Below are 19580 nucleotides of genomic sequence, written 5' to 3' on the forward strand. Positions count from 1 at the left end.
ACCGCACCCATGGGGGGCGCACGCCCTGATGTCCAGGAGACAGCCACGATGGCTCGTGTGAACAAGGTGTTGATTGTCGGTGGTGGAATTGGAGGCCTGTCGTTGGCCTCGGGCCTGCGCAACCGTGGCATCGAGGTCGACCTCGTCGAGGTCAAGGCGGAGTGGACCGTCCACGGGGTGGGCATCATCCAGCAATGCAACGTCATCCGGGCCATGGCCCAGCTGGGGCTGATGGACCGTGTCCTCGAGGCGGGATTCGCCTACGAGAACATGGGCCTCTACACGGCGGCGGGCGAGCTCGTGCAGATGCTGCCCGGGGCACGCTCGGCGGGGCCGGAGTATCCGGCCAACCTGGGCATCTCCCGGCTGGCGCTCCACCAGGTGCTCAGCTCCACGGCGGAGGAGAAGGGGACCCGCATCCGCCTGGGCCTCACGGTCGAGCACCTCGGGCAGGACGCTGATGGCGTGGACGTCATGTTCACCGATGGCACGCGGGGCCGGTATGACCTCGTCGTGGGCGCCGATGGGCTCTTCTCCAAGGTCCGGAGCATGGTCTTCGGCAAGGAGCTGAAGCCGCGCTTCACGGGGCAGTCGGTCTTTCGTCACAACTTCCCGCGTCCACCGGAGATTGACCACCTGATGCTCTGCTACGGCGAGAATCACAACGCTGGGCTCTGTCCGCTCTCCAAGGATCTGATGTACATGTTCGTGACGTCCGCGGAGCCTGGCAATCCACGGATGCCGGAGGACCAGCTCGCGGACCTCATGAGGGAGCGCATGGCGGAGTTCGGAGGCATCCTCGGCCGGTTGCGAGAGCAGATCACCGACCCGAAGCAGGTGGTCTACAAGCCCATGGAGGTCATCTTCGTCCCCGGACCGTGGTACCGGGGGCGGGTGGTGCTGATGGGCGATGCGGCCCATGCGATGACGCCACACGTCTCGCAAGGGGCGGGCATGGCCGTGGAGGACGCGGTGGTGCTCTCGGAACTGCTCGTGGAGGACGCACCGGTGGAAGTGCTCCTGTCTCGCTTCATGCGGCGGCGCTACGAGCGCTGCAAGTTCATCGTGGAGAGTGCGATCCAGATTGGCGACTGGGAGATGCAGGGCGCGTCCCGAGCCGACCGGTCCGGGCTCGTGAAGAAGGTGATGGACGTCATCGCCCAACCCCTCTGAAGCGTGAACGACTCACCGCGGGGCGAGACGGCCGATTCTTCCCGCTTCCTCCGCGAACCAGAGTGCGCCGTCCGGGCCCGACGTGATGCCGTGGGGCTCCGCCTGTGGGGTGGGGATGGCGTACTCGGTGACGGCTCCCCCCGTCGTCATCCGACCGATGTGGTTGCTCCCCCACTGTGTGAACCACAGGGCGCCGTCGGCTCCGGTGACGATGGCGTGGGGCCGTGCACCCGCTCGCGGGAGGGGGAACTCGGTGACGTGGCCCTCCGTGGTCATCCGGCCAATGCGGTCCACGAGGATCTCGACGAACCAGAGCGCGCCATCCGGCCCCACCGTGATGCCCACGGGTCCGGCGTTGGGGGTGGGCAGTGGGTACTCGGTGACGTGTCCCCGCGTGGTCATCCGGCCGATGCGGTTCGCCTTGTTCTCCGTGAACCAGAGCGCGCCATCCGGTCCCGTGGTGAGGGTGGAGGGGAACAGGTCGGGGGAGGGGAGGGGGAACTCGGTGACCGTGCCGTCCAAGGTGATGCGGCCGAGCTGATTCGCCGCCGACTCGGTGAACCAGAGCGCGCCATCAGGTCCCACCGTGAGGCCGAAGGGCCCCGCGTTCGGGGTGGGCAGCACGTACTCGGTGACCGCGCCCTCCGTCGTGATGCGCCCGATGCGGTTCGCCTTGTACTCGGTGAACCAGAGCGCACGGTCGGGCCCGGCCACGATGAGGGAGGGCCCCGCGTCGGGCGTCGGGAGCGGGAAGGAGGCCAGCTCGCCGTCCATGCGGAGGCGGCCAATCCGGCCCGAGTGGATCTCCGTGAACCACAGAGCTCCATCCGGACCGCCCACGATGCCGTATGGGCCCGCGGACGGGTTGTTCAGGGGATGCTCCGTCATGACATTGCTCGACGCTCCCTGCATGCTGCTTCCCTCCTGACTCTTCCCGAGTACACGCCGGGGTTCGTGTGGGACCCGTTGTGCCTTCGAGGTCGTTCAGGCGGCGGAGTGTAATCAGGCGCTGCTGGCGCATGACGTCATCAGCGGCACCCGGTGAGGGGATGTCAATTGAGCGACTTACACAGGGCGTGGCCCAACTTCTGGGTCTCCTGGTCGGTGATGACGCAGCCATAACCGGAGCCTTTCATCGCGCCGCCTCCTTCGAGCCGCGCGATGTCCCACATGCCGAGCTTGGCGCAGACCGCGGACTGCTGGGACCTGGCCTCTTGCGGCGTGAGGAGGGTACGGCCCGCGCCGCACGGCGAGTCCCCGACCACCTCGACGAGGTTGGTCTGTCCCGGCAGCTTGCAGAGGGTGTTGCCCAGGGGGGCCGACTCGTAGCTGGTGATGGCGCAGCCATAGCCGGGACCCTTCATCGCCCCGCTGCCCGAGAGGCGCGCGATGTCCCACACGCCCATCTTGCCGCAGATGGTGCTCTGGTTGGCGAGCGCATCATTGGGGGTGGCGATGGAGTAGCCCGTGGGGCACGGGGTGTCACCGACCACCTTCTGCACCTCGCCGTAGAGGGCGCCGTGGTTCTGCTCGAGGCCGGGCACCTCGGTCTCCGCGGTGTCCGCCGGGCCGCAGGCGGTGGTCATCAGGGCAATACCAACACTGAGCAGGAGGGTCTTCTTCATGTGCGTCTCCATCTGTGCGCTGCGGGTAGAGGCCTTCGGAAAGGCCGTTCACGTCGTGAACAAGCACAGACTACGGAGAGGCTCTTCTCAGGGCTGTGATCCAGCCGATACGTTTCCTGTGAACGCGATCACGGCCGTTGAGGTGGCCAGGCCGCGAACCCCGTCGACGTCGCGCTGACGCGTGGGAGGAGCATGAGGCGGACCGTTTCGTCCTCGTCCAGGCTGGTCTCTTCAGCCGAGCGCCGAGCGTGAGGGCCTTTGTCCTGGGAGCGAGTTCATCGCGTAGGGCAGCTTGGCGTTGCCCCCGGTGAAGATGACCCGGGGGTCGGAGGGCAGGGTCGAATCCATCGCGAAGCCAGCCAGGGAGTCGTGAACGTAGGTGTCGAAGAACTGGATGATGGCCATGTCTCTCAGTCCCCGTCCCCGCTGCTCCGCCTCGTAGGCATTGAGCAACCGCTGGTAATGGGGGCGCAGGTTGGCCCGCCCCTTCGACCAGGACAGCTGCTGGAGCATCCACGAGTCCGCCAGGAGCTGAGTATCATAGAGCCTCACACAATCCAGGAACGAGTCATCCATGCCTGGGAGCGTGTCCATGCGAGCCTTGAGCGCGAAGTACTCGTTCGAGGCGGCATCCAGCACTGCCGTTTCGTCGCGGATGCGCGTCTGGTTGCTCTTTGCGTTGACCGCGTTCTTGAGTGCGTTGGTGCGCTCCGCCTGTGCGAAATACCTGTTGCGGATTGGTTCCATCTCCTTTGTCAGTGCCTTCTTCTCGGAGATCCATCCGCCCTTGAATGGGTGCAAGAGTGCCTCGTCTTTCGTCGGACGCCCAGCATCTCTGTCCTTCTGGTCGCGAGCAATCTTGTGGAAGCGCCACTGGAAGTAGCGTTCCATGTTGGCCAATATCACCTTTCCCAGGGGCTCACCTCCCCATCCCGCGGCATTCATATAGGCGGTGAAGCGTTGGTGGAGTAGGTCGAAGGGCTCCCTGCTCGCGGAATCCTCGGCGAAGTCCTGGGCATTGACGGAGTCATCCAATGGTACTCCGGCTTGGATGGCTTGAGCCCGCATCACGCGCAGGGGAATCATGCTTAGGAGCGCGCCAGTACTTCGGCTCCGCGCCCCTTCTCCCACGCGGTAGCCGCCGCCAACATCCGAGTGAGCGCCCGGATAGACCATCTCGCGGCAATTGGACGGGTAGCGCTGCCCCTGCAGAATGCTGTCCACTGGGAAGGAGTTGCGGACCTCATGGGCGGCCACCATGTGGAGACAGTCCTCTACCATCTCGGGGATGCGGAGATCACTGGCCCACGCCATGTGCCCAGTGTAGTGGCCAGGAGAGGGATCCGCGCCGGGCGCGCTCCCAAAGGCGAGATTCCCGAGATCGGAGCCTTTCCGGTGCTGCATCGCCAGAAGCGTGCTCCCAAACCCCTTGACCAGGGAACCCGCGTTGTTCATTCCCATGGGTACTCCCACTGAGGCCACGGAGTCGAACAAACCCATGAAGTACAGGCGGAGCGTGATTGCTCGCTGCCCCAACACGAGACGCCAGGAGCCATCACCTTGTCGCTGGCAGTTCTTGGCGATTCGCACGGCGAACGCACGAGCCAGCGCAGCGCCTCGAGAGAAGCCAAACAACGCCAGGTGTATCGTCTGCCGCCCATCGCTGCTCGCCAGACAAGACTTCAGCCGACTCATGGCCCACTGGAGGCGATCCTCTCCTCTATAGCCGCCCCCATTTCCCCGCATCTCGTTGCCAGGATCGCCTACCTCCTTGAAATACGTACCGAGACCGGGGATGTAATAGCGAATCGAGCCTTGCGATGAGTTCGCGCGATGCGCCCGGTACAACCGGGCCACATTGCTGTGTTCTTGGGTGGGCAGGTCCGCGTCCAGGTTGTTCCCGGTGCCGTCGAAAAAGAAGGAGACGCGGAGGCCTGGCGCCAGAGAAGGCTTTAGATGCTTGTGGTCCTTGGCACCGATTGCGACTGCTGTCTTCTGGTCATCAAGGGAAGGCATCGTGGCACCTGGCGATCTGTTCATCCAACACGGAGTTGCCTGACTTCTTGCGCTCGACAGGGCTGAAGCGCTCCAACCGAAGCTTCACATCTGGAAAGTCTTCTGTGAGTTCCACCTCGATGCGTCCATCCTGGAAGAATTGGACGACGAGGTGCTGCGGGTGGGCGGGCACTGGCCCCTTGATCATCACTTCCTTTTCGCAAATGCGCTTCCTGTCGCGAGTCCAAACGACTTTCACCGGGAATGGGAGGGTCACGCCTGGATACCATCTCATGCAGCATGTGCTTCCTCCTCCCCCCGAGTCGGGAGCGCTAACGAAGACATTGCCTCCCCCTACTCCGGCTACACTGAAATTTTCAATGTACAAGTCGGTGTAGTTGAAGGCATTGACTTCGAGCGACACGGACTTGATTTCGTCGGTCTTGCCATCGGCCCCGGGTGCGCTGGGAGTTTCCTCCGGCTTCTTCTTGCAGGCAGACAATCCCAAACACAATCCGAGTAGTAGCAATCCCTGTCCCGCCCTGCGCGTGACACTCCAGGATTCTCCTCGGGCCACGGCTGGTGCGGCCCTCGGGTACCGCCGCGAGTTGCCACGTGGATTGGATAAGGGGGAGAATCTCATGATTCGACTCCGCTGAGTGCCATGGGGGCGACGTTGTACAGGCAGTGGGGCCCGCGCACCTTCCAAAAAGCCGCCAACAGGTGGAACCCAGGCGCCAACGAATGCCACCGCGTCCGTCATCGCGGGCGCCTTGGCCCGTAGCTCCTGGACGCTGGGTTGGGTGCTGACGGCACATCCATATTGGAAGTGTGGCTTGCCATGGGGGTCAATGCTCTTGGTGGTGGATGTCCCTGCTGTTGGCGTTGGCCATGATCTGGCACCGGAGCTCGTGGACCCAGTAGGCTCGACGGGTACGCGAAGAGCTCAACCCCAAAGGAGCAACCATGAGCCCGATACCGTGGCGCGGTGCCGTGATGGCGGTGGTCCTTTCCCTGTGCGGATGTGCTGGGGACGCGGTGCTCAACACCGCGAGCGCGCTCGGGGCGTCGGCCGTCTCGCGCTCCCGCGGTGGCTGCTATGCCGCGTGCCCCATGGGAACCACGTGCGACAAGGCCACGGGCCTGTGTGAGCAACTCCCCTGCCGTGGTGCGTGCGCTCCCTACCAGGAGTGCCTCCAGGAGGGGCTGGTCCACCGGTGTGTCGCTCAGGGCCTGGCGAACAACGCCCTCATCATCAAGCCCACACCAACTCCCTCCGAGCAGGCGCCCGCCGCGCCCCCGCCGTGAGCCGCTGGCTCGTCGCGCCGGAGCAGACGGGTCTTCAACTCACCACGCGATTGGAGTCCGGCTGGGGCCTGGGAGTGCTCGCGTCCTCCTGCCCCAGCTCGGCCAGCCGCTGCGCGAGCTGCGCCGCCTGGGCGCCCTTCGCGGCCACGTCGCCTCCCCGCGCTCCGATGAGCGACACCCGCGCCCGCTCCACCAGCGCCACCTGCGCGTGCAACTGCGCGAGCAGCCGCTCGCGCTTGCGATCCAACACATCCAGGTGGTTCAACTCCTCGCCGAGTGACGAGGCGGCGAGCTCCAACTGCCGTCGTGCCACCGCGTCCGTCGCCGCGGCCGCCTTGGCTCGCAGCTCCTGCACCTGGGTGCTCACGTCCGCCGCCCGGGCCCCCTGCAGTCGCGCCAACATCTCCGCGTACTCCTCCGCGAGGGTGAAGACGCCGGTGGCCAGCTTGTCCAGCACCCCCACCAGCTCCTTTCTGCCAGGCCCCGCCTCCATCCGTTCCACCTCCCGTCGGCACTCCTTGTGGAGCTTCACCGTGCGCATGACCAGGCCCTGCGCCTCGCCCGTCAACTGGCCCTCCAGGGCGGCGCCCCGGGCCTCGACCTTGTTGCCGTGCACCCGCACATACGCCGCCAGCCGCCCCACGCTCCAGAAGAGCGCCACCACCGTCAGCCCCACGAGGGCGCTCACCATCCCCGGACGCGGGTAGAACAGCCGCGCGTCCAGCACGGACTTCACGTACATCCCCAGGGGCACGAGCGCCCCGGCGCCCAGCACTCCCGCGAGCACCCGGTAGGGGCGTCGCGCCGCCTGCCAGATGTCCGCAGCGCCGGCCGCGAGCATGCCCATGCAGAAATGTGTCAGGGCCGCCGGAGCGCGCAGCTGCCAGAGGACGGTCAGCCCCACCATCAATCCCACCCCCATGGCCAGCCGGGTCTTCCAGCCTCCCCGGGTGCTGGCGATTCCCGCGCCCAGCAGCGCCAGCCAGGCCGTGTTCACGGGCAGGTACACGCGGGTGGTCAACGCCAACACGGGGGTGAGGGCGGCCGCCCCCGCCAGGGCGAGCAGCGTGCGCTTCTCGAAGTCCTCGCGCTCCTCAAGCTGTACCAACAGGGACATGGCCCGTCTTTCCTAGTAGGAGTTGTTCTGTCCGAAGGACCGAAGCGACTTGCGATGGAGCTTCAACGCCTCACGCCGCACGGAAGTTTCATCCTGGGCGTCGCGGTAGGCGGCCTCGGTCTGCTCCACCTCATGCATCTCCCCGGCCAGTGCCGAGGAAGAGGCGCCGAAGAGCCGGCGCACGTTGCCGAGCATGTCCAGCGCGCGCGTGCGGTCGCCCTGCTTCATCGCCTCGGCGGCCGCCTGCATCTGGCTCGCCCCGAGCGCCCGCGTCACGGCCAGCCCGACGTCCGGGTCCATTCGTGTGCGCACGAGCTCCTCGTCCTCGGTCACCGCGGCCCCCAGCTCGAGTCCCATCCGCACGGGCTTGTCCGCCACCAGGTCATTGTAGTCCAACCGCGCGCTCACCAGGGTGCGCGCGCGGGAGGGCGCCTCCAGGGCCAGGGTCAGCTTCACCACCACGCGCACCTCCTGGCCTCCGGACAGGTCGTACAGCGGGATGAACAGCGCGCCGGCCTCCTGCACCGACGCCACCCCCAGTGCCTCCGCGGACGTCACGCCCTCGGGCAGTTCCAGCCGCAGCCGCACTCCGCGCGCGAGCGTCCCCGTGGCCTGCTCCAGCTCGCGCCCGAGGATCTCCGCCAGCCGCTCCGAGTCCTGGAGGTAGCCATAGAAGCCTCCGCCCTGCTCGGCCAGGCCCCGCATCAGCCGCTCGTTGAACTGCTCGCCCACGCCCAGCCCGCTCACCGCGATGCCCTCGCGCTGGTAGTCGGCCGCCAGGCGCCCGAGGTGGGCCTCGTCCACGATGCCCTCGGTGGGCTCGCCATCGCTCAAGAGGATGATGCGGCTCACGCGGTAGTCCTTCACGTGGGGCCGCAGCGCCTCGGCGCCCGCCTCCAGGCCGCCGCTGAGGTGGGTGGCGCCCTCGTCCTCAATGGAGCCCACGAAGGAGATCATCCGCTCGCGCGAGCGGGGCGTCACCTCCTCACTGGGATACACACGCACGTCCGAGCCGTAGTGCACGAGCGCCAGCCGGTCTCCGGGCTGCAGCCGCTCCACGAGCATGCGTGCCGCGCGCCGCGCGTCCGTGAGCTTCTGGCCCCGCATGGACCCCGAGCGGTCGATGACGAGCGCCAGGTTCACGGGCATGCGCTGATGCGTGGGGATCGTGTTCGCGCGTACCGTGAACAGGGCATGGGCCTCGCCCGGCCCGGTGCGCACGTAGGCGCCGGACAGCTTGCCCTCCAGGGTGAGCACGCCCTCGCGGGCCGTGACGGGGGGGAGCACCTCGCCCGAAGGCGCTCGCACCGTGGGGGGCTGGAGGGAAGGAGGAGGTGGCAGTCCGACGGCGAGCGCCCCGAGGGCGAGCAGCGTGGTGAGGGCCAGCAGCAGGTGGGTACGGTTCATGCGGGGAGACCTCGTGGCGGCGGGCAACGGGTGCGCACAGCCTGACCGAGGTGCCTCGGGCGCGCATCGGTCACCCGGAGGAGGTCCGTCAACCGGCGGATGCCGTCAGCGGCTCGAGGGCATGGTCTTGAGCACCAGCTCGCGCACCACGCGCTTGACGGCGGATTCGTCGAAGGGCTTTTCCAGGGTGGGGTTGGACACCCGCGACAGGAAGTCACGCGCCCCGGGGGTGAAGGCGCCGCCGGAGACGAAGACGAACCGCTGCTCGACTCCCGCGCCCGCGTGCTGCATGGCCTCGTAGAGATCCTTGCCCCCGAGGTCCGGCATCATCACGTCGCAGAGGATGACGTGGAAGCCCGTGTCCCGCTGGAGCAGGTCCAGCGCCTGGCGTCCGCTGGTGGCCAGCTCCACGTCGTGATCGCGCAGGATGCGCTTGAGGGCGCGGCCCACCGCGGGCTCGTCGTCCACGATGAGCACCCGGCCGCGCTGGGTCACGGGCGCCACGGGGGGCGCGACCGGCTGGGTCTGCTCGGGCGTGCCGTCCGCGGCCGCGGGCAACACCACGCGCATGGTGGTGCCGCGTCCGGGCTCGCTCTCCACGAGGATGTCGCCGCCCAGGCCCGTGATGATGCCATGGCAGATGGACAGCCCCAACCCCGTGCCCACGCCCACGGGCTTCGTCGTGAAGAAGGGATCGAAGATGCGTCCGAGCACCTCGCGGGGGATGCCGCTGCCGGTGTCCCGCACCTCGACGAGCACCCGGCCATCCTCGTCCGGGCGCGTGTGCAGGACGATCTCGTTCTTGTCCACCGCGCCCTCGGCGATGGCCTGCGCCGCGTTCACCACCAGGTTGAGGAACACCTGGCACAGGCGGCCCTCGTTGCCCTTGACGCGGGGGATGGGCCCGTACTCGCGCCGCAGCCGCGCGCGGTGCTTGATTTCGTTGGCCGCCAGCATCACCGCCGAGTCCAGCACGGCGTGCAGATCCACCGCCTCCACCCGCTCCTCGTCCGGCCGGGAGAAGGACTTGAGCTGGCGGACGATCTGCCGCACGCGCTCGGCGCCCTCGCGCGCCTCGCTCAGCACGCCGCGCCACTCGCTCACCTCGGGGCGCGACGCCACGCCCCCGGGCACGAAGGAGGGCATGCGGCGCAGCTCGTCCGACAGGAAGCCCAGGTTGGAGATGACGAAGGCGAGCGGGTTGTTGATTTCGTGGGCGATGCCCGCCGCGAGCGTGCCCATGGAGGCCATGCGGTCGGCGAGGTTGAGGCGCGACTGCAACTGGCGCTGCTCGGTGACGTCCCGCGCGATGGACACCACGGCGGGCTTGCCATCGAAGAGCAGCGGCAGCGAGGCGAATTCCGCCACGCGCACCTGGCCGTCCCGCCGCAAGAGCCGCCGCTCCCCGGTCACCAGCGCGTCCGGGGCAGACGGAGGGTCGTCCTTGATGAACTCGCGCAGACATCGGCCGAGCACCTCCTCGGGGCGCGCGAAGCCCAGCGAGGTGACGAGCGCCATGTTGGCGAAGATGATGCACCCGTCGCGCTGGATGGCGGCCGGCTCCGGCACACCCTCCAGGAGGATGCGGAAGCTCGCCTCGGAGTGCTTGAGGGCCTCCTCGAAGTGGCGGTGCTGGGTGACGTCGCGCGCGATGCCCTCCACCGCCACGCACATGCCCGCGCCGTCCAGCACGGGCGTCACCGCGTGCTGCAGCCACACGGTGCTGCCATCCGGCTTGAGGAAGCGCACCACCACGGGGGCGTCCGCCATGCGCCGGGGCTCGGACAGCAGCTGCTCGAGCAGCTCCACGTCCTCGGGGTGCGCGCGGCGGTGCCACAAGAGGCTGTCGCGGTAGTGCTCCTCGGGGGTGAAGCCCAGGTTGCGCGTCACCACGCCGCTCACGAAGGCGAAGCTGCGCGTGCCGGCGAGCTGGTAGCGGTAGAGCACGTCCGAGGAGTTCTCCGCCATGGCACGGAAGCGCTGCTCGCGCTCGCGCAGGGCGCGCTCGGCGTGGCGGTGCTCCAGGGCGAGCGAGATGGCGCCAGTGGCCGCGAGCAACAGGTCCACCTCCAGCCGGTCCCACTCGCGCTCCTCCACGCAGTTGTCGAAGCCGATGAAGCCCGCGAGCGTGCCGTGCACCCACAAGGGCAGCGCCAGGAGCGAGCGGATGCCCTGGGGGATGAGCAGCGCCTGCTCCTCGGCGGGGAAGTCCCTCACCAGTCCGCTGATGGCCTGGCCCCGCGACATCAGCTCGTACCAGCGGGGGATGGCCTTCTCGAAGGGCAGGTTCTGCAGGAGGGGGTTGGCCAGCTCCTTCTTCACGCTGGGCTCACACCACTCGGCGCGCTGGCTGATGAGCAGCTCGCCGTCGGGGCTGCGGTGCGTCTCGAAGGTGTAGACGCGGCTGGCGCCCGAGGCCTCGCCCAGCGGGGCCATCAGCCGGGTGAAGAGATCCTCCGAGGCGGACGTACCCAGCAGCCGCTGTTGGATTTCCACGAGCGCGCTGAGGTAGCGCTCGCGCCGCGTGAGCGCCTCCTGGGCCCGGCGCCGCTCGGTGATGTCGTGGAGCGTGCCGCTCAGGCCCACCACGCTGCCGTCTTCCAGCACGGGCCGCACGAGCACCTCGCCCCAGCGGAAGCCGCCCTCGCGGGTGAGGTAGCGCAGCTCGCGCTTGCGCACCTCCTGGAGTTCACCCAGCCGCGGACAGCCCTGCTCGTCGTAGAGCGAGCGATCAGCCGGGTGCACGTACTGCCGGCTGGGCTGTCCGAGACACTCCTCCAGCGGGAAGCCCGTGAGCTCGGTCCACACCGGGGTGAGGTGCGTGAGCCGCCCCTGGGTGTCGAGCTGGAACACCACTTCTCCCGGCCGTTCGAGCGTCAGCCGGGGGCGCGCCGCGAGGGGCGCGGGGATGGAGAGGGTCGGCTGGGGCTTCAAGGACATGGGAAAGAGGCGCCGTGTCCACGGACAGGATCAGCCGTGAACCGCTTCGCTAAAGAATTACGATAGCCTGCCCACCAGACTTGTACATCCCACTCACACTAAACGGGTTTTTCCCGTGTGCCACTTCCTAGCTCGCGGCGGCGGAGGGAATGGGGTCGGCAATGGGAACGTGACGGGGCAGGCGCACGTGGAAACAGCTGCCCTGCTGGGCGCCGGGGCTCTCGGCCCAGATGGTGCCACCGTGACGCTGGACGATTTCACGGCAGATGAAGAGGCCGAGTCCGAGGCCGCCGTAGTGGCGCGCGGTGGCGTTGGAGGCGCGGGCGAAGGGCTGGAAGAGCTGGGCGAGGCTCTCGGGGGGGATGCCGATGCCCTCGTCGCGCACACGCAGCTCCACCCACTCGGGGGTGAAGTGGAAGCTGGCGCGCACGGTGCCGCCGTGGGGCGAGTAGCGCACGGCGTTGGACAGCAGGTTGGTCACCACCTGCTCCAGGCGGGGGCCATCCCACACGCCCTCCACGGGCTGCTCCGGTGAGTCGAAGAAGAAGCGCAGGCCCTCGGTGCCGCGCAGCTCGAAGCGCTCGATGACCTCGCGCACCAGCGGCACCAGGTCCACCGGGGCGCACTCCAGCTCGAAGCGGCCCGCCTGGATGCGGGACGTGTCGAGCAAGTCATCCACCAGGCGGGTGAGCCGGTCGGTCTGCCGGGCCATGGAGCGCAGGGCCTTGAGGGTGCGCTCGCGCTCGGGGAAGTCGCCGCCCTTCTCCACGCGGCTCAAGGTGAGGGCGGCGAAGCCCTTGAGGGGGGTGAGGGGCGTGCGCAGCTCGTGGCTGGCCACGGAGAGGAACTCCTCGCGCAGACGCACCGCCTCGCGCAGCTCGCCCTGGGCGAGCTCGGTGCGCAGCGCCATCTCGTTGAAGCCCCGGCACAACTCGCCCAGCTCGTCGTCCTCGCCCACGGGCACGCGCTGGCTGAGCTCTCCGCGGGCGATGGCGGCGGTGGCCGCGTGCAGGGTGTCCAGGCGGCGGATGATGTCGCGCGCGACGAACTGGGACAGGCCGAGCATGAGCAGCACGCCCAGCGCGAGGATGAGGATGAAGGCCACGCTCGTGCGGGTGATGGCGCGGTAGGCCACGCCCATGTCCTGGGCTACCACGACGCTCCACTCGGTGCCGGGCACGGGCGCGTCCGCGGCCAGGAGGATGCGCTGGTTGTCCTGGCCGAACGTCTCCACCACGCCCTCGTCGCTGCTCGACAGGTGCAGGCGCAGGGCCTCGGGCAGCTGCGCCACGCTCAACAGCGGGGCGCCCGCCTGGGTGTCGCGCAGGAGCAAGAGGCCCCGGCGGTCGAGCACCTGCACGCGGAAGCGCTGGGCGGCGGGGGTGACCGCGGCGCTCAGGCGCTCCAGGGAGAGCAGGCCCACGAGCAGGCCCTCCACCTTGCCGTCCTGCTTGAAGGGCAGCGCCACGGCGACGTGGGGCAGGCCGAGCTGGCTGACATAGGGGCGCGACACGTAGGGGGCGTTGGTGCTGAGCACTCCGGCGTAGAAGTCGCGGTGGGCGAAGGTGCCCAGGTCCTCCTTGCCGTAGGAGGCGGCCATGCCCAGGCCGTCCTTGTCCACGACGATGGCGGCGTCGAAGGCGCGCGCCTGGGCGGGGAGGTTGCGCAGGTACAGCTCGAGCAGCTGCCGGTCGCGCGCGGCGAAGGCGGAGCGGAAGCCGGGCGCTTCCAGCATGAGCTGGAGCGACTCGCGCGAGTCGTCGAGGTAGCGCACGAGGAAGTCCGCCTCGCCTGCGGCGGCGCGCAGGGTGTCGTCGCGCACCTGACGCTCGATGGCGTTCTGGGCGAGCCAGGCCGCGAAGCCGCCCAGGGCGAGCAGGGGCACGAGGCCGGCGAAGGCCAGGCCGCGCAACAGCTTGAAGCCCACGGTGCGGGGCGCGCGGGGGCGGAAGCCGGTGGAGGCGGCGATGCACGCCAGGGTGAGGATGACGTAGATGCTGGCGGCGGGCCCCGAGCCGATGCGGCCGAAGCCCCAGGCGAGCAGACAGAAGTCCACCGCGAGCAGGGCGAAGAGCAGCCGGGGCAGGCGGGGGTAGCGCCGGGTGATGGGGGGCGCGAGCAGGCCCACGCCACACGCCAGGAAGACGAGCCCCATGGGCACGAGCAGGGGCGAGAGCGCGGCGTAGAAGACGGAGGGGAAGCGCTGGTGGGCCACCAGCATGATGACGCCGAAGGCGAGCGCGATGAGGGCGACGATGGTGCGCAGCACCTCGCGCTTGCGCCAGCGGGGGCTCGCCTCCAGGGCCACGCCGGTGAGCAGGAGCGGGTAGAGGACGGCGCCGGTGAGCCCGCCGGTGCGCACGTTGAGCACCCACCAGTAGAGCGTGGTGACGGCGCCGAAGCCCACGCGCCCGAGCACGTCCAGCCAGCGTGGCGCGAGCGGGTAGAGCATGGTGGCCATCAGCACGATGCTGCTGACGAGGTAGGCCATGCCCAGGTGCCGCACGTAGGGGTAGAGCGGGCGGAACGAGGTCGCGTGGAACTCGTAGGGCGCGTACGTCATCGCCACGCCGAACATGAGCCCGAAGAGGGCGGCGGGCCAGGTGATGGGCAGGGATGGCGTGCGCGCGGGCTCGGTCGCCAGGCCCGGCTCGGTGGACGAGCTCATGATGACCCTTCCAAATCAGCTTGCCGCGATCAAATCCACCGCCCCGGGGAGGACCGTCCATCGTTGGACAGGTGAGACGGCCGTCCTCCCAGCGTGGGAGCAGGCGCGGGGTGGGTGCAAGCGGGCGCGCTCAGGCGATCTCGAGCACCGTCCACTCGCGCACCTCGCCGGCGAGGGTGACCTCGATGATGTCACCTGGCCGACGTCCCATCAGGGCGCGGCCCACGGGCGAGGAGGGGGTGATGACGGAGAGGAAGCCATCGCCATCGGGCCCCGTCAGCTCGGTGCCGGCGCCCACGGGCAGGAGGAAGAAGGTGCGCTCGGCGAAGCCCTCCTCGTCCTCGGTGGACATGTCGACGATGGCGCCCAGGGCGACGGGACCCTTGGGCGGCTGGCGCGGCAGCCCCGTCTTCTGCAGATCGGCGAGCGCCTGGAGCTCCTCGTGGACGCGGCGGGCGCGTTGGGCCTGGCCCGTGGCGAGGCTGCCGTATTCGATGGCGGCGCGGCCGTCTTCCTTCTTCTCGGACTCGGTGGCGAGCGAGCGGGCGGCCTCGCGCGCGTCGGCCTCGGCGCGGTGGGCGAGCCGGTCGCTCTGGTGGAGCCGGTCGACGAGTTGGGCGAGCAGGGCGTTCTTGTCCAGCAGTGGCATGCGAGTGACAGGACTGTAGCGCCCTGCCGCGCGGGCTCCAGTTTCCGGCTACAGTCCGGGGCCCATGACGCCGAAAGAGCTGTCCGAGAAGGCCCGGGAGCTGGTGGGCCAGGGGTGGGTGTTGTTGGACGTGCGCACGCCGGAGGAGTACCGCCAGGGGCACCCGGAGCCCGCGCGCAACATTCCGGTGCAGGAGCTGCCACAGCGCCTCGCCGAGGTGGGGCCGCCGGGCACGCGGGTGGTGGTGTACTGCCAGGCGGGAGGCCGCAGCGCGCGCGCGGTGGAGATTTTGCGCGCGGCGGGCTACCCGGACCTGTTCGACCTGCGCTCGGTGAACAACTGGTAGGGGGCCGCGGGCGGGCCCGCGCCTAGCGGGTCTGGGGCTGGACGTCGCCGGGCGGCCCGGATGCGGCCCGGGGCCCGGGCGCGGAGGACTTCCACGTGGCCAGGCCCCACAGTCCGAAGAGGACGAGCGCGAAGCAGCCGTACTGGGCCGGGGTGAGGCCGAAGTAGCGCGCGTCCACATAGGACAGGTCGGTGGCGCGCAGGCTGTCGAAGAAGAAGCGGCCGAAGGCGTAGAGCAGGGAGAGCAGGGGGAGCAGCTTGCCCTTCATGGCGGGGGTGTTGCGCAGGGCCCACAAGAGCGCGGTGAGGGCGAAGAGGTAGGCGGCGTCATAGAGGCCGAGGTCATGGCGGGGGCCGCCGTAGAAGCGCTCGGGGAAGTTCACCGCGAGGAAGAAGTCGGTGCGCGCGCCGGGGTGATCATGCACGGCGAAGCAGCCGAGCCGCGCCACGGCCCAGCCGGGCGCCACGGCCAGGGCGAAGGTGTCCGCGTAGTCGCGGAAGCGCAGCTTGCGCACCCGGAAGAAGACGACGGCGGCGAGGATGCCTCCGACGAGCCCTCCGAAGGAGGACAGGCCGTCCCACACCTTGAAGATCTGAAAGGGGCTCTTGGAGAGCTCCTCGGGGTGGTAGGCGAAGAGGTGGAGCAGGTGGCCGGTGACGATGCCCACGCCCACCCCCCAGGGGGCGTAGTCGAGCAACGGGGTGGCGTCGAGCCGCTCCCGTCTGGCCTGACTGTCCAGCAATCGGGCGGCGAGGAAGATGCCCATCGCCACGAAGATGCCGAAGGGCTCGATGGTGAGGGGACCGAGCTTGAGGGGGGGGACGTACAGGTAGGGAATCACGAATCTCTCCGGCGGGCGGATGACATGCCAGCCATAGTCCGCCTTGGCCACGAGGTGGCGAACAATGATGGCCCCCCGGGCTTTCCCGGGGGTTTTCCGATTCGGACCCGGGCCGAGGGGGGGAGCTACCGCCGGACCGTTGTTTTCCGTGCTCTCCGGGTTCGTATTACGCTCGCGGATGAGAATGTTTTCCGGTTTCGGACGTTGTGAGCGACATCCGAGGGAACGGCGAGCGCGCCCCCGGGCGTCCAGAGCATGGACGGCGGGGGGGATGTCAGGGGGAAGCGGTCTAGTCCCACTATGAGATCCGGGTGTGGGGACGACGTTGTCCCACTCTGGCTCCCACCGGGCGCGGCTGGCGCCCACCCGTGGTCTGGCGTGCCCAGCCGGTGCAGTCGGTATTCAGTCAAGGAGCAGACCCACCATGAAGTCCTATCTGCTGGTGCCGAAGGAGTCGATTGAAACCCACGCCAAGCCCGGCGTGCGGGGCACGGAGCAGGGAGAGCGCGTGTTGCAGCGCACCACCGCCCTTCAGTTCATGATGAGCGGGCGGGCGCCGGACATGCTGCGGGACCTCGGCTTGCACTCCGCCACACTGCCTGGACGCCTGCCGCAGGTGAGCGTGCCCGTCGTCGCGAAGAGGAAGACGGCGGGCAAGCGGGGCCGCAAGTCCAACGAGGTGAGTGTCGCGGCCAGCGATGGTCCGGTGATGGAGCTGGCGTCCGCCTCGGAGGTGGGCACCTACCGCCACATGCCGCTCATCGGCGCCACCATGGCCCACTTCGTGTCGGAGAAGGCCGAGCGCATCGCGCGCGAGGAGCTCGGCGGCGACTTCGAGTTCATCCCCGACACCGTGCACCTGACCTTCCCGGGGCCGGTGGCCGCGGGCCAGATTGGCCCGCGCAACCGGGGCCTGTCCTCGCTCGTCAACCGCGAGTGGCCCGAGGAGAGCGGCATCGCCGCCGCCCATGCCCAGGGCATCAAGGGCGCGGGCGTGATGCTCGGCATCCTCGACACCGGCGTGGACGCGGACCATCCCGAGCACCAGGACCGCCTCATCCAGTTCCGCTACGTCTCGCTCTTTCCCAACTCGCCGCAGAACCCCGCGCGCGACGTGCGCGGCTTCGATCCGGACGGCCACGGCACCCACGTGGCCGGCATCGCCGCGGGCTCCTTCCACGGCGTCGCCCCGGAGGTGGACCTCTACGTCGCCTCGGTCATCGAATCGGAGACCATCCGCACGAGCCTCGGGCGCGTGGCCGCCGGCATGGAGTGGCTGCTGCACCAGTTCTCCCGCCCGGAGAACGCCATGCGCCCCGCCGTGGTGAACATGTCCCTGGGCTTCCCGGTGCAGCCGCCGCCGGGCGTCAGCGACATGGAGTACCGCTTGAACATCCGCGCCCTGCAGACCCTGGTGCGCCGCCTGGTGGACTCCAACGTCCTGCCCGTGGTGGCCGCCGGCAATGGCGGCGCTGGCACGGCTGGCTACCCTGCGGCCTTCCCAGAGGCCCTCGCCGTGGGCGCAGTCGACTTCGCGCGTCGCGTGGCCAGTTTCTCCGCCAGCGGAGTGGTGAATCAGCGCTCTGTTCCCGATGTGATGGGTTATGGGGTGAATGTCTACTCGAGCACAGAACGAAGGTGTAACAACCAGGCGTTCTATGAACGAATGAGCGGAACCAGCATGGCAGCCCCTTACGTCGCGGGTCTTGCGGCGCTATATCGCTGCCGGTCCCCCGACTTGACGGCGCTCGAGGTCAGGGATTTGATTCTCGCGAACGTGCTGAAACTGCCCAAGACCGCTGAAGGACGTGCGGGTAGGGGTCTGGCGGTTTACAAGTAGGGATGGCGGCTACCAGGGTCGGCGCCGTGCGAGCGCCGGGCCTGGGAGGAGGAAGTCGGATGAGCAGGAAGATAGCGACATCGCCGCGCCCGGCCTCCGGCCGATTTCCGAAGATCCATTCGGTCACTCCCTTGCCGGGCTCTCGCAACGAGGGCGCCGAGGGCGGGTGGATGGAAGTATTGGTCATGGCCCGCGAGGAGATGGAGGCCGCCTGGCAGCCCTCCATTCAGCGGGACCGGTCCGTCGTGCACCGCACGGCCTGCGAGCAGGGCAAGCAGTTCCGGGACTCGGTTTTGAGTTTCCTCCAGGCCAACCAGCTTCTGGGTGGCGTACGATGGATGAGCGACCCGGGCTCCACGCCCATGGTGACGCTCTTGTGTACGCAGCGTGTGCTGGAGCAGCTCCAGGGCTCGTCCCTGTTCGAAGCTGGCCGCACCGCGAGCTGCGAGATGTATACCTGAGCTGAGCGCTTCTCCTTCATTGGACATCCGAGCGGGAATCTGGGTTCCCTCATTCCCCGGTCTGTCCTGTCCTCCGGCCCCCCCGCCGGTGTGCTGCGGACCGCGAAACGGGTGTGCGACGTGAATCCCCGTTTCTCCTACCAGACCCGAACTTCCGGGCCTCCCGTCTATTCTCGACTGGAAATGATTTACTCACTTGACGGCCATGCGGCAACCCCCTGAACACCTGTGCAGCTTGCGATTGTGCGCGGACGCCCCAACTTGGACCCCTTTGTCCGCACCATGCCCCGCAGGGCAACCGCCTGCCTGCTCTTCCAGGGGAGAGCCAAGCCAGGGCTCTCCCGCTCGCTGAGGGGCCCCTCGGGGCCCCGGGGCCTCGAGGGCCCGTTGCTCTCTTCAACGAACGAGTGGGCCAGAAGGGTCTGACAGTCCGGAAAATCGGACCGGGGGGCGAGCCTACATGTTCAGGCCGCCATCCACGTCGATGGTGCGGCCGTTGAAGTAGTCGCACTCGAGGACGAACTTCACCGCGAGCCAGATGTCCTCGGGCTCGCCGATGCGGCCCACGGGGATGTGGGCCACCAGCGCGTCACGGGCCTTCTGGTTCATGCCCTGGGTCATCGGCGTTTCGATCATCCCCGGGGCCACGGCGCCCACGCGGATGCCGAAGGGGGCGAACTCGCGCGACCAGGTGACGGTGTTGGCCGCGAGCGCGGCCTTGGCGGACACGTAGTTGGTCTGCCCGCGATTGCCGTGCCGGGCGATGGAGCTCATGTTGACGATGACGCCGGGGCGCTGATCCGTGCGCGCCATGTGGGCCACCACCTCGCGCACCATGAGGGTGGCGCCGGTGAGGTTCACGCCGACGACGGCGTTCCAGTCCGCGGTGGACAGCGTCTTCACCTCACCGGTGGCGCGGTCCTTCTTCACCAGCAGGCCATCGCGCAGGATGCCCGCGTTGTTGATGAGGCCATTGAGGCCCCCCATGCGCTCGTGGGCCCACTTCACGAACGAGGCGCAGTCCTCCTCGTTGGCCACGTCCAGGCGGCGGCGGTGGATGGCGGCGGGCAGCGCGGCGAGCTTCTCCTCGTTCACGTCTCCCACCGCCACCTGTGCGCCCGCCTCGAGCAGTCGCGTGGCGAAGTGAGCGCCCATCCCCTGGGCTCCTCCGGTGACGATGACCTTCAAGTCCTTGAGTTGCATGTGTCTG

General features: G+C 68.6%; 16 protein-coding genes. 5 read left to right on the forward strand and 11 right to left on the reverse strand.

Features of this window, described 5'->3' with window-relative positions:
• Window positions 1–48: 48 nt before the first annotated feature.
• Window positions 49–1173: an FAD-dependent oxidoreductase gene (locus tag F0U63_RS01395; protein WP_395842888.1), complete on the forward strand. Its 1125-nt coding sequence runs from the start codon at window positions 49–51 to the stop codon at window positions 1171–1173.
• Between the two features lie 12 nt (window positions 1174–1185).
• Here F0U63_RS01395 and F0U63_RS01400 read toward each other — a convergent pair whose 3' ends face one another.
• The 4 genes from F0U63_RS01400 to F0U63_RS01415 all read right to left on the reverse strand — a co-directional run bounded on the left by F0U63_RS01400 (window position 1186) and on the right by F0U63_RS01415 (window position 5301).
• Entirely contained in the window at window positions 1186–2061 is an 876-nt protein-coding gene (locus tag F0U63_RS01400) for a Virginiamycin B lyase (protein ID WP_395842890.1), read from the reverse strand.
• A 164-nt stretch (window positions 2062–2225) separates the two neighbouring features.
• Entirely contained in the window at window positions 2226–2798 is a 573-nt protein-coding gene (locus F0U63_RS01405; RefSeq protein WP_395842892.1) for a hypothetical protein, read from the reverse strand.
• Window positions 2799–3029: 231 nt separating this feature from the next.
• Window positions 3030–4814, reverse strand: coding sequence for a T6SS phospholipase effector Tle1-like catalytic domain-containing protein (locus F0U63_RS01410; RefSeq protein WP_395842894.1), 1785 nt, complete (start codon window positions 4812–4814; stop codon window positions 3030–3032).
• Window positions 4801–5301, reverse strand: a complete 501-nt coding sequence (locus tag F0U63_RS01415) for a DUF3304 domain-containing protein (protein WP_395842896.1) — start codon at window positions 5299–5301, stop codon at window positions 4801–4803. The genes F0U63_RS01410 and F0U63_RS01415 overlap by 14 nt, the downstream gene beginning before the upstream one ends.
• Window positions 5302–5759: 458 nt before the next feature.
• On the opposite strand from F0U63_RS01415, the gene F0U63_RS01420 reads away from it, so the two are divergent.
• Window positions 5760–6101 (forward strand): hypothetical protein, encoded by a 342-nt coding sequence (locus F0U63_RS01420; protein WP_395842898.1) that lies wholly within the window; start codon window positions 5760–5762, stop codon window positions 6099–6101.
• Between the two features lie 34 nt (window positions 6102–6135).
• Here the strand turns inward: F0U63_RS01420 and F0U63_RS01425 are convergent, their stop codons facing one another.
• The 5 genes from F0U63_RS01425 to F0U63_RS01445 form a co-directional block, all read right to left on the reverse strand.
• Window positions 6136–7218: a hypothetical protein gene (locus F0U63_RS01425; RefSeq protein ID WP_395842900.1), complete on the reverse strand. Its 1083-nt coding sequence runs from the start codon at window positions 7216–7218 to the stop codon at window positions 6136–6138.
• A gap of 12 nt (window positions 7219–7230) precedes the next feature.
• Window positions 7231–8625, reverse strand: coding sequence for a VWA domain-containing protein (locus F0U63_RS01430; protein ID WP_395842902.1), 1395 nt, complete (start codon window positions 8623–8625; stop codon window positions 7231–7233).
• 105 nt (window positions 8626–8730) lie between these two features.
• Complete coding sequence (locus F0U63_RS01435; protein WP_395842904.1) at window positions 8731–11565, reverse strand: PAS domain S-box protein; 2835 nt, start codon at window positions 11563–11565, stop codon at window positions 8731–8733.
• Between the two features lie 127 nt (window positions 11566–11692).
• Complete coding sequence (locus F0U63_RS01440; RefSeq protein WP_395842906.1) at window positions 11693–14233, reverse strand: ATP-binding protein; 2541 nt, start codon at window positions 14231–14233, stop codon at window positions 11693–11695.
• A 130-nt stretch (window positions 14234–14363) separates the two neighbouring features.
• The gene (locus tag F0U63_RS01445) at window positions 14364–14882 is read right to left on the reverse strand and encodes a GreA/GreB family elongation factor (RefSeq protein WP_002628555.1); all 519 of its coding nucleotides are present in this window, start codon (window positions 14880–14882) and stop codon (window positions 14364–14366) included.
• Window positions 14883–14946: 64 nt separating this feature from the next.
• Between F0U63_RS01445 and F0U63_RS01450 the strand changes: the two genes are divergently transcribed.
• Window positions 14947–15228, forward strand: a complete 282-nt coding sequence (locus F0U63_RS01450; protein WP_071898194.1) for a rhodanese-like domain-containing protein — start codon at window positions 14947–14949, stop codon at window positions 15226–15228.
• Window positions 15229–15250: 22 nt separating this feature from the next.
• Here the strand turns inward: F0U63_RS01450 and F0U63_RS01455 are convergent, their stop codons facing one another.
• Window positions 15251–16069 carry a prolipoprotein diacylglyceryl transferase gene (locus F0U63_RS01455; RefSeq protein WP_395842908.1) on the reverse strand — a complete coding sequence of 273 codons (819 nt, stop codon included), beginning with the start codon at window positions 16067–16069 and terminating at the stop codon, window positions 15251–15253.
• Window positions 16070–16493: 424 nt separating this feature from the next.
• Here F0U63_RS01455 and F0U63_RS01460 point away from each other — a divergent pair, with 424 nt between their 5' ends.
• A complete protein-coding gene (locus F0U63_RS01460) occupies window positions 16494–17909 on the forward strand; it encodes a S8 family peptidase (RefSeq protein WP_395842910.1) in 1416 nt (471 codons plus the stop codon).
• Between the two features lie 185 nt (window positions 17910–18094).
• Complete coding sequence (locus tag F0U63_RS01465) at window positions 18095–18370, forward strand: hypothetical protein (RefSeq protein ID WP_095983593.1); 276 nt, start codon at window positions 18095–18097, stop codon at window positions 18368–18370.
• 456 nt (window positions 18371–18826) lie between these two features.
• Here the strand turns inward: F0U63_RS01465 and F0U63_RS01470 are convergent, their stop codons facing one another.
• A complete protein-coding gene (locus F0U63_RS01470) occupies window positions 18827–19573 on the reverse strand; it encodes an SDR family oxidoreductase (RefSeq protein WP_002628560.1) in 747 nt (248 codons plus the stop codon).
• Window positions 19574–19580: the final 7 nt, after the last annotated feature.

It is taken from the genome of Cystobacter fuscus (genome assembly GCF_044360685.1).
Lineage (GTDB): Bacteria > Myxococcota > Myxococcia > Myxococcales > Myxococcaceae > Cystobacter > Cystobacter fuscus_C.

Bases quoted from the DNA above. Each gene is read 5' to 3' on its own strand.
- F0U63_RS01430 (WP_395842902.1), bottom strand. From the start codon at position 8,625: ATGAACCGTACCCACCTGCTGCTGGCCCTCACCACGCTGCTCGCCCTC.
- F0U63_RS01410 (WP_395842894.1), bottom strand. From the start codon at position 4,814: ATGCCTTCCCTTGATGACCAGAAGACAGCAGTCGCAATCGGTGCCAAG.
- F0U63_RS01420 (WP_395842898.1), top strand. From the start codon at position 5,760: ATGAGCCCGATACCGTGGCGCGGTGCCGTGATGGCGGTGGTCCTTTCC.
- F0U63_RS01405 (WP_395842892.1), bottom strand. From the start codon at position 2,798: ATGAAGAAGACCCTCCTGCTCAGTGTTGGTATTGCCCTGATGACCACC.
- F0U63_RS01450 (WP_071898194.1), top strand. From the start codon at position 14,947: ATGACGCCGAAAGAGCTGTCCGAGAAGGCCCGGGAGCTGGTGGGCCAG.
- F0U63_RS01440 (WP_395842906.1), bottom strand. From the start codon at position 14,233: ATGAGCTCGTCCACCGAGCCGGGCCTGGCGACCGAGCCCGCGCGCACG.
- F0U63_RS01435 (WP_395842904.1), bottom strand. From the start codon at position 11,565: ATGTCCTTGAAGCCCCAGCCGACCCTCTCCATCCCCGCGCCCCTCGCG.
- F0U63_RS01465 (WP_095983593.1), top strand. From the start codon at position 18,095: ATGGCCCGCGAGGAGATGGAGGCCGCCTGGCAGCCCTCCATTCAGCGG.
- F0U63_RS01395 (WP_395842888.1), top strand. From the start codon at position 49: ATGGCTCGTGTGAACAAGGTGTTGATTGTCGGTGGTGGAATTGGAGGC.
- F0U63_RS01425 (WP_395842900.1), bottom strand. From the start codon at position 7,218: ATGTCCCTGTTGGTACAGCTTGAGGAGCGCGAGGACTTCGAGAAGCGC.
- F0U63_RS01445 (WP_002628555.1), bottom strand. From the start codon at position 14,882: ATGCCACTGCTGGACAAGAACGCCCTGCTCGCCCAACTCGTCGACCGG.
- F0U63_RS01400 (WP_395842890.1), bottom strand. From the start codon at position 2,061: ATGACGGAGCATCCCCTGAACAACCCGTCCGCGGGCCCATACGGCATC.
- F0U63_RS01470 (WP_002628560.1), bottom strand. From the start codon at position 19,573: ATGCAACTCAAGGACTTGAAGGTCATCGTCACCGGAGGAGCCCAGGGG.
- F0U63_RS01460 (WP_395842910.1), top strand. From the start codon at position 16,494: ATGAAGTCCTATCTGCTGGTGCCGAAGGAGTCGATTGAAACCCACGCC.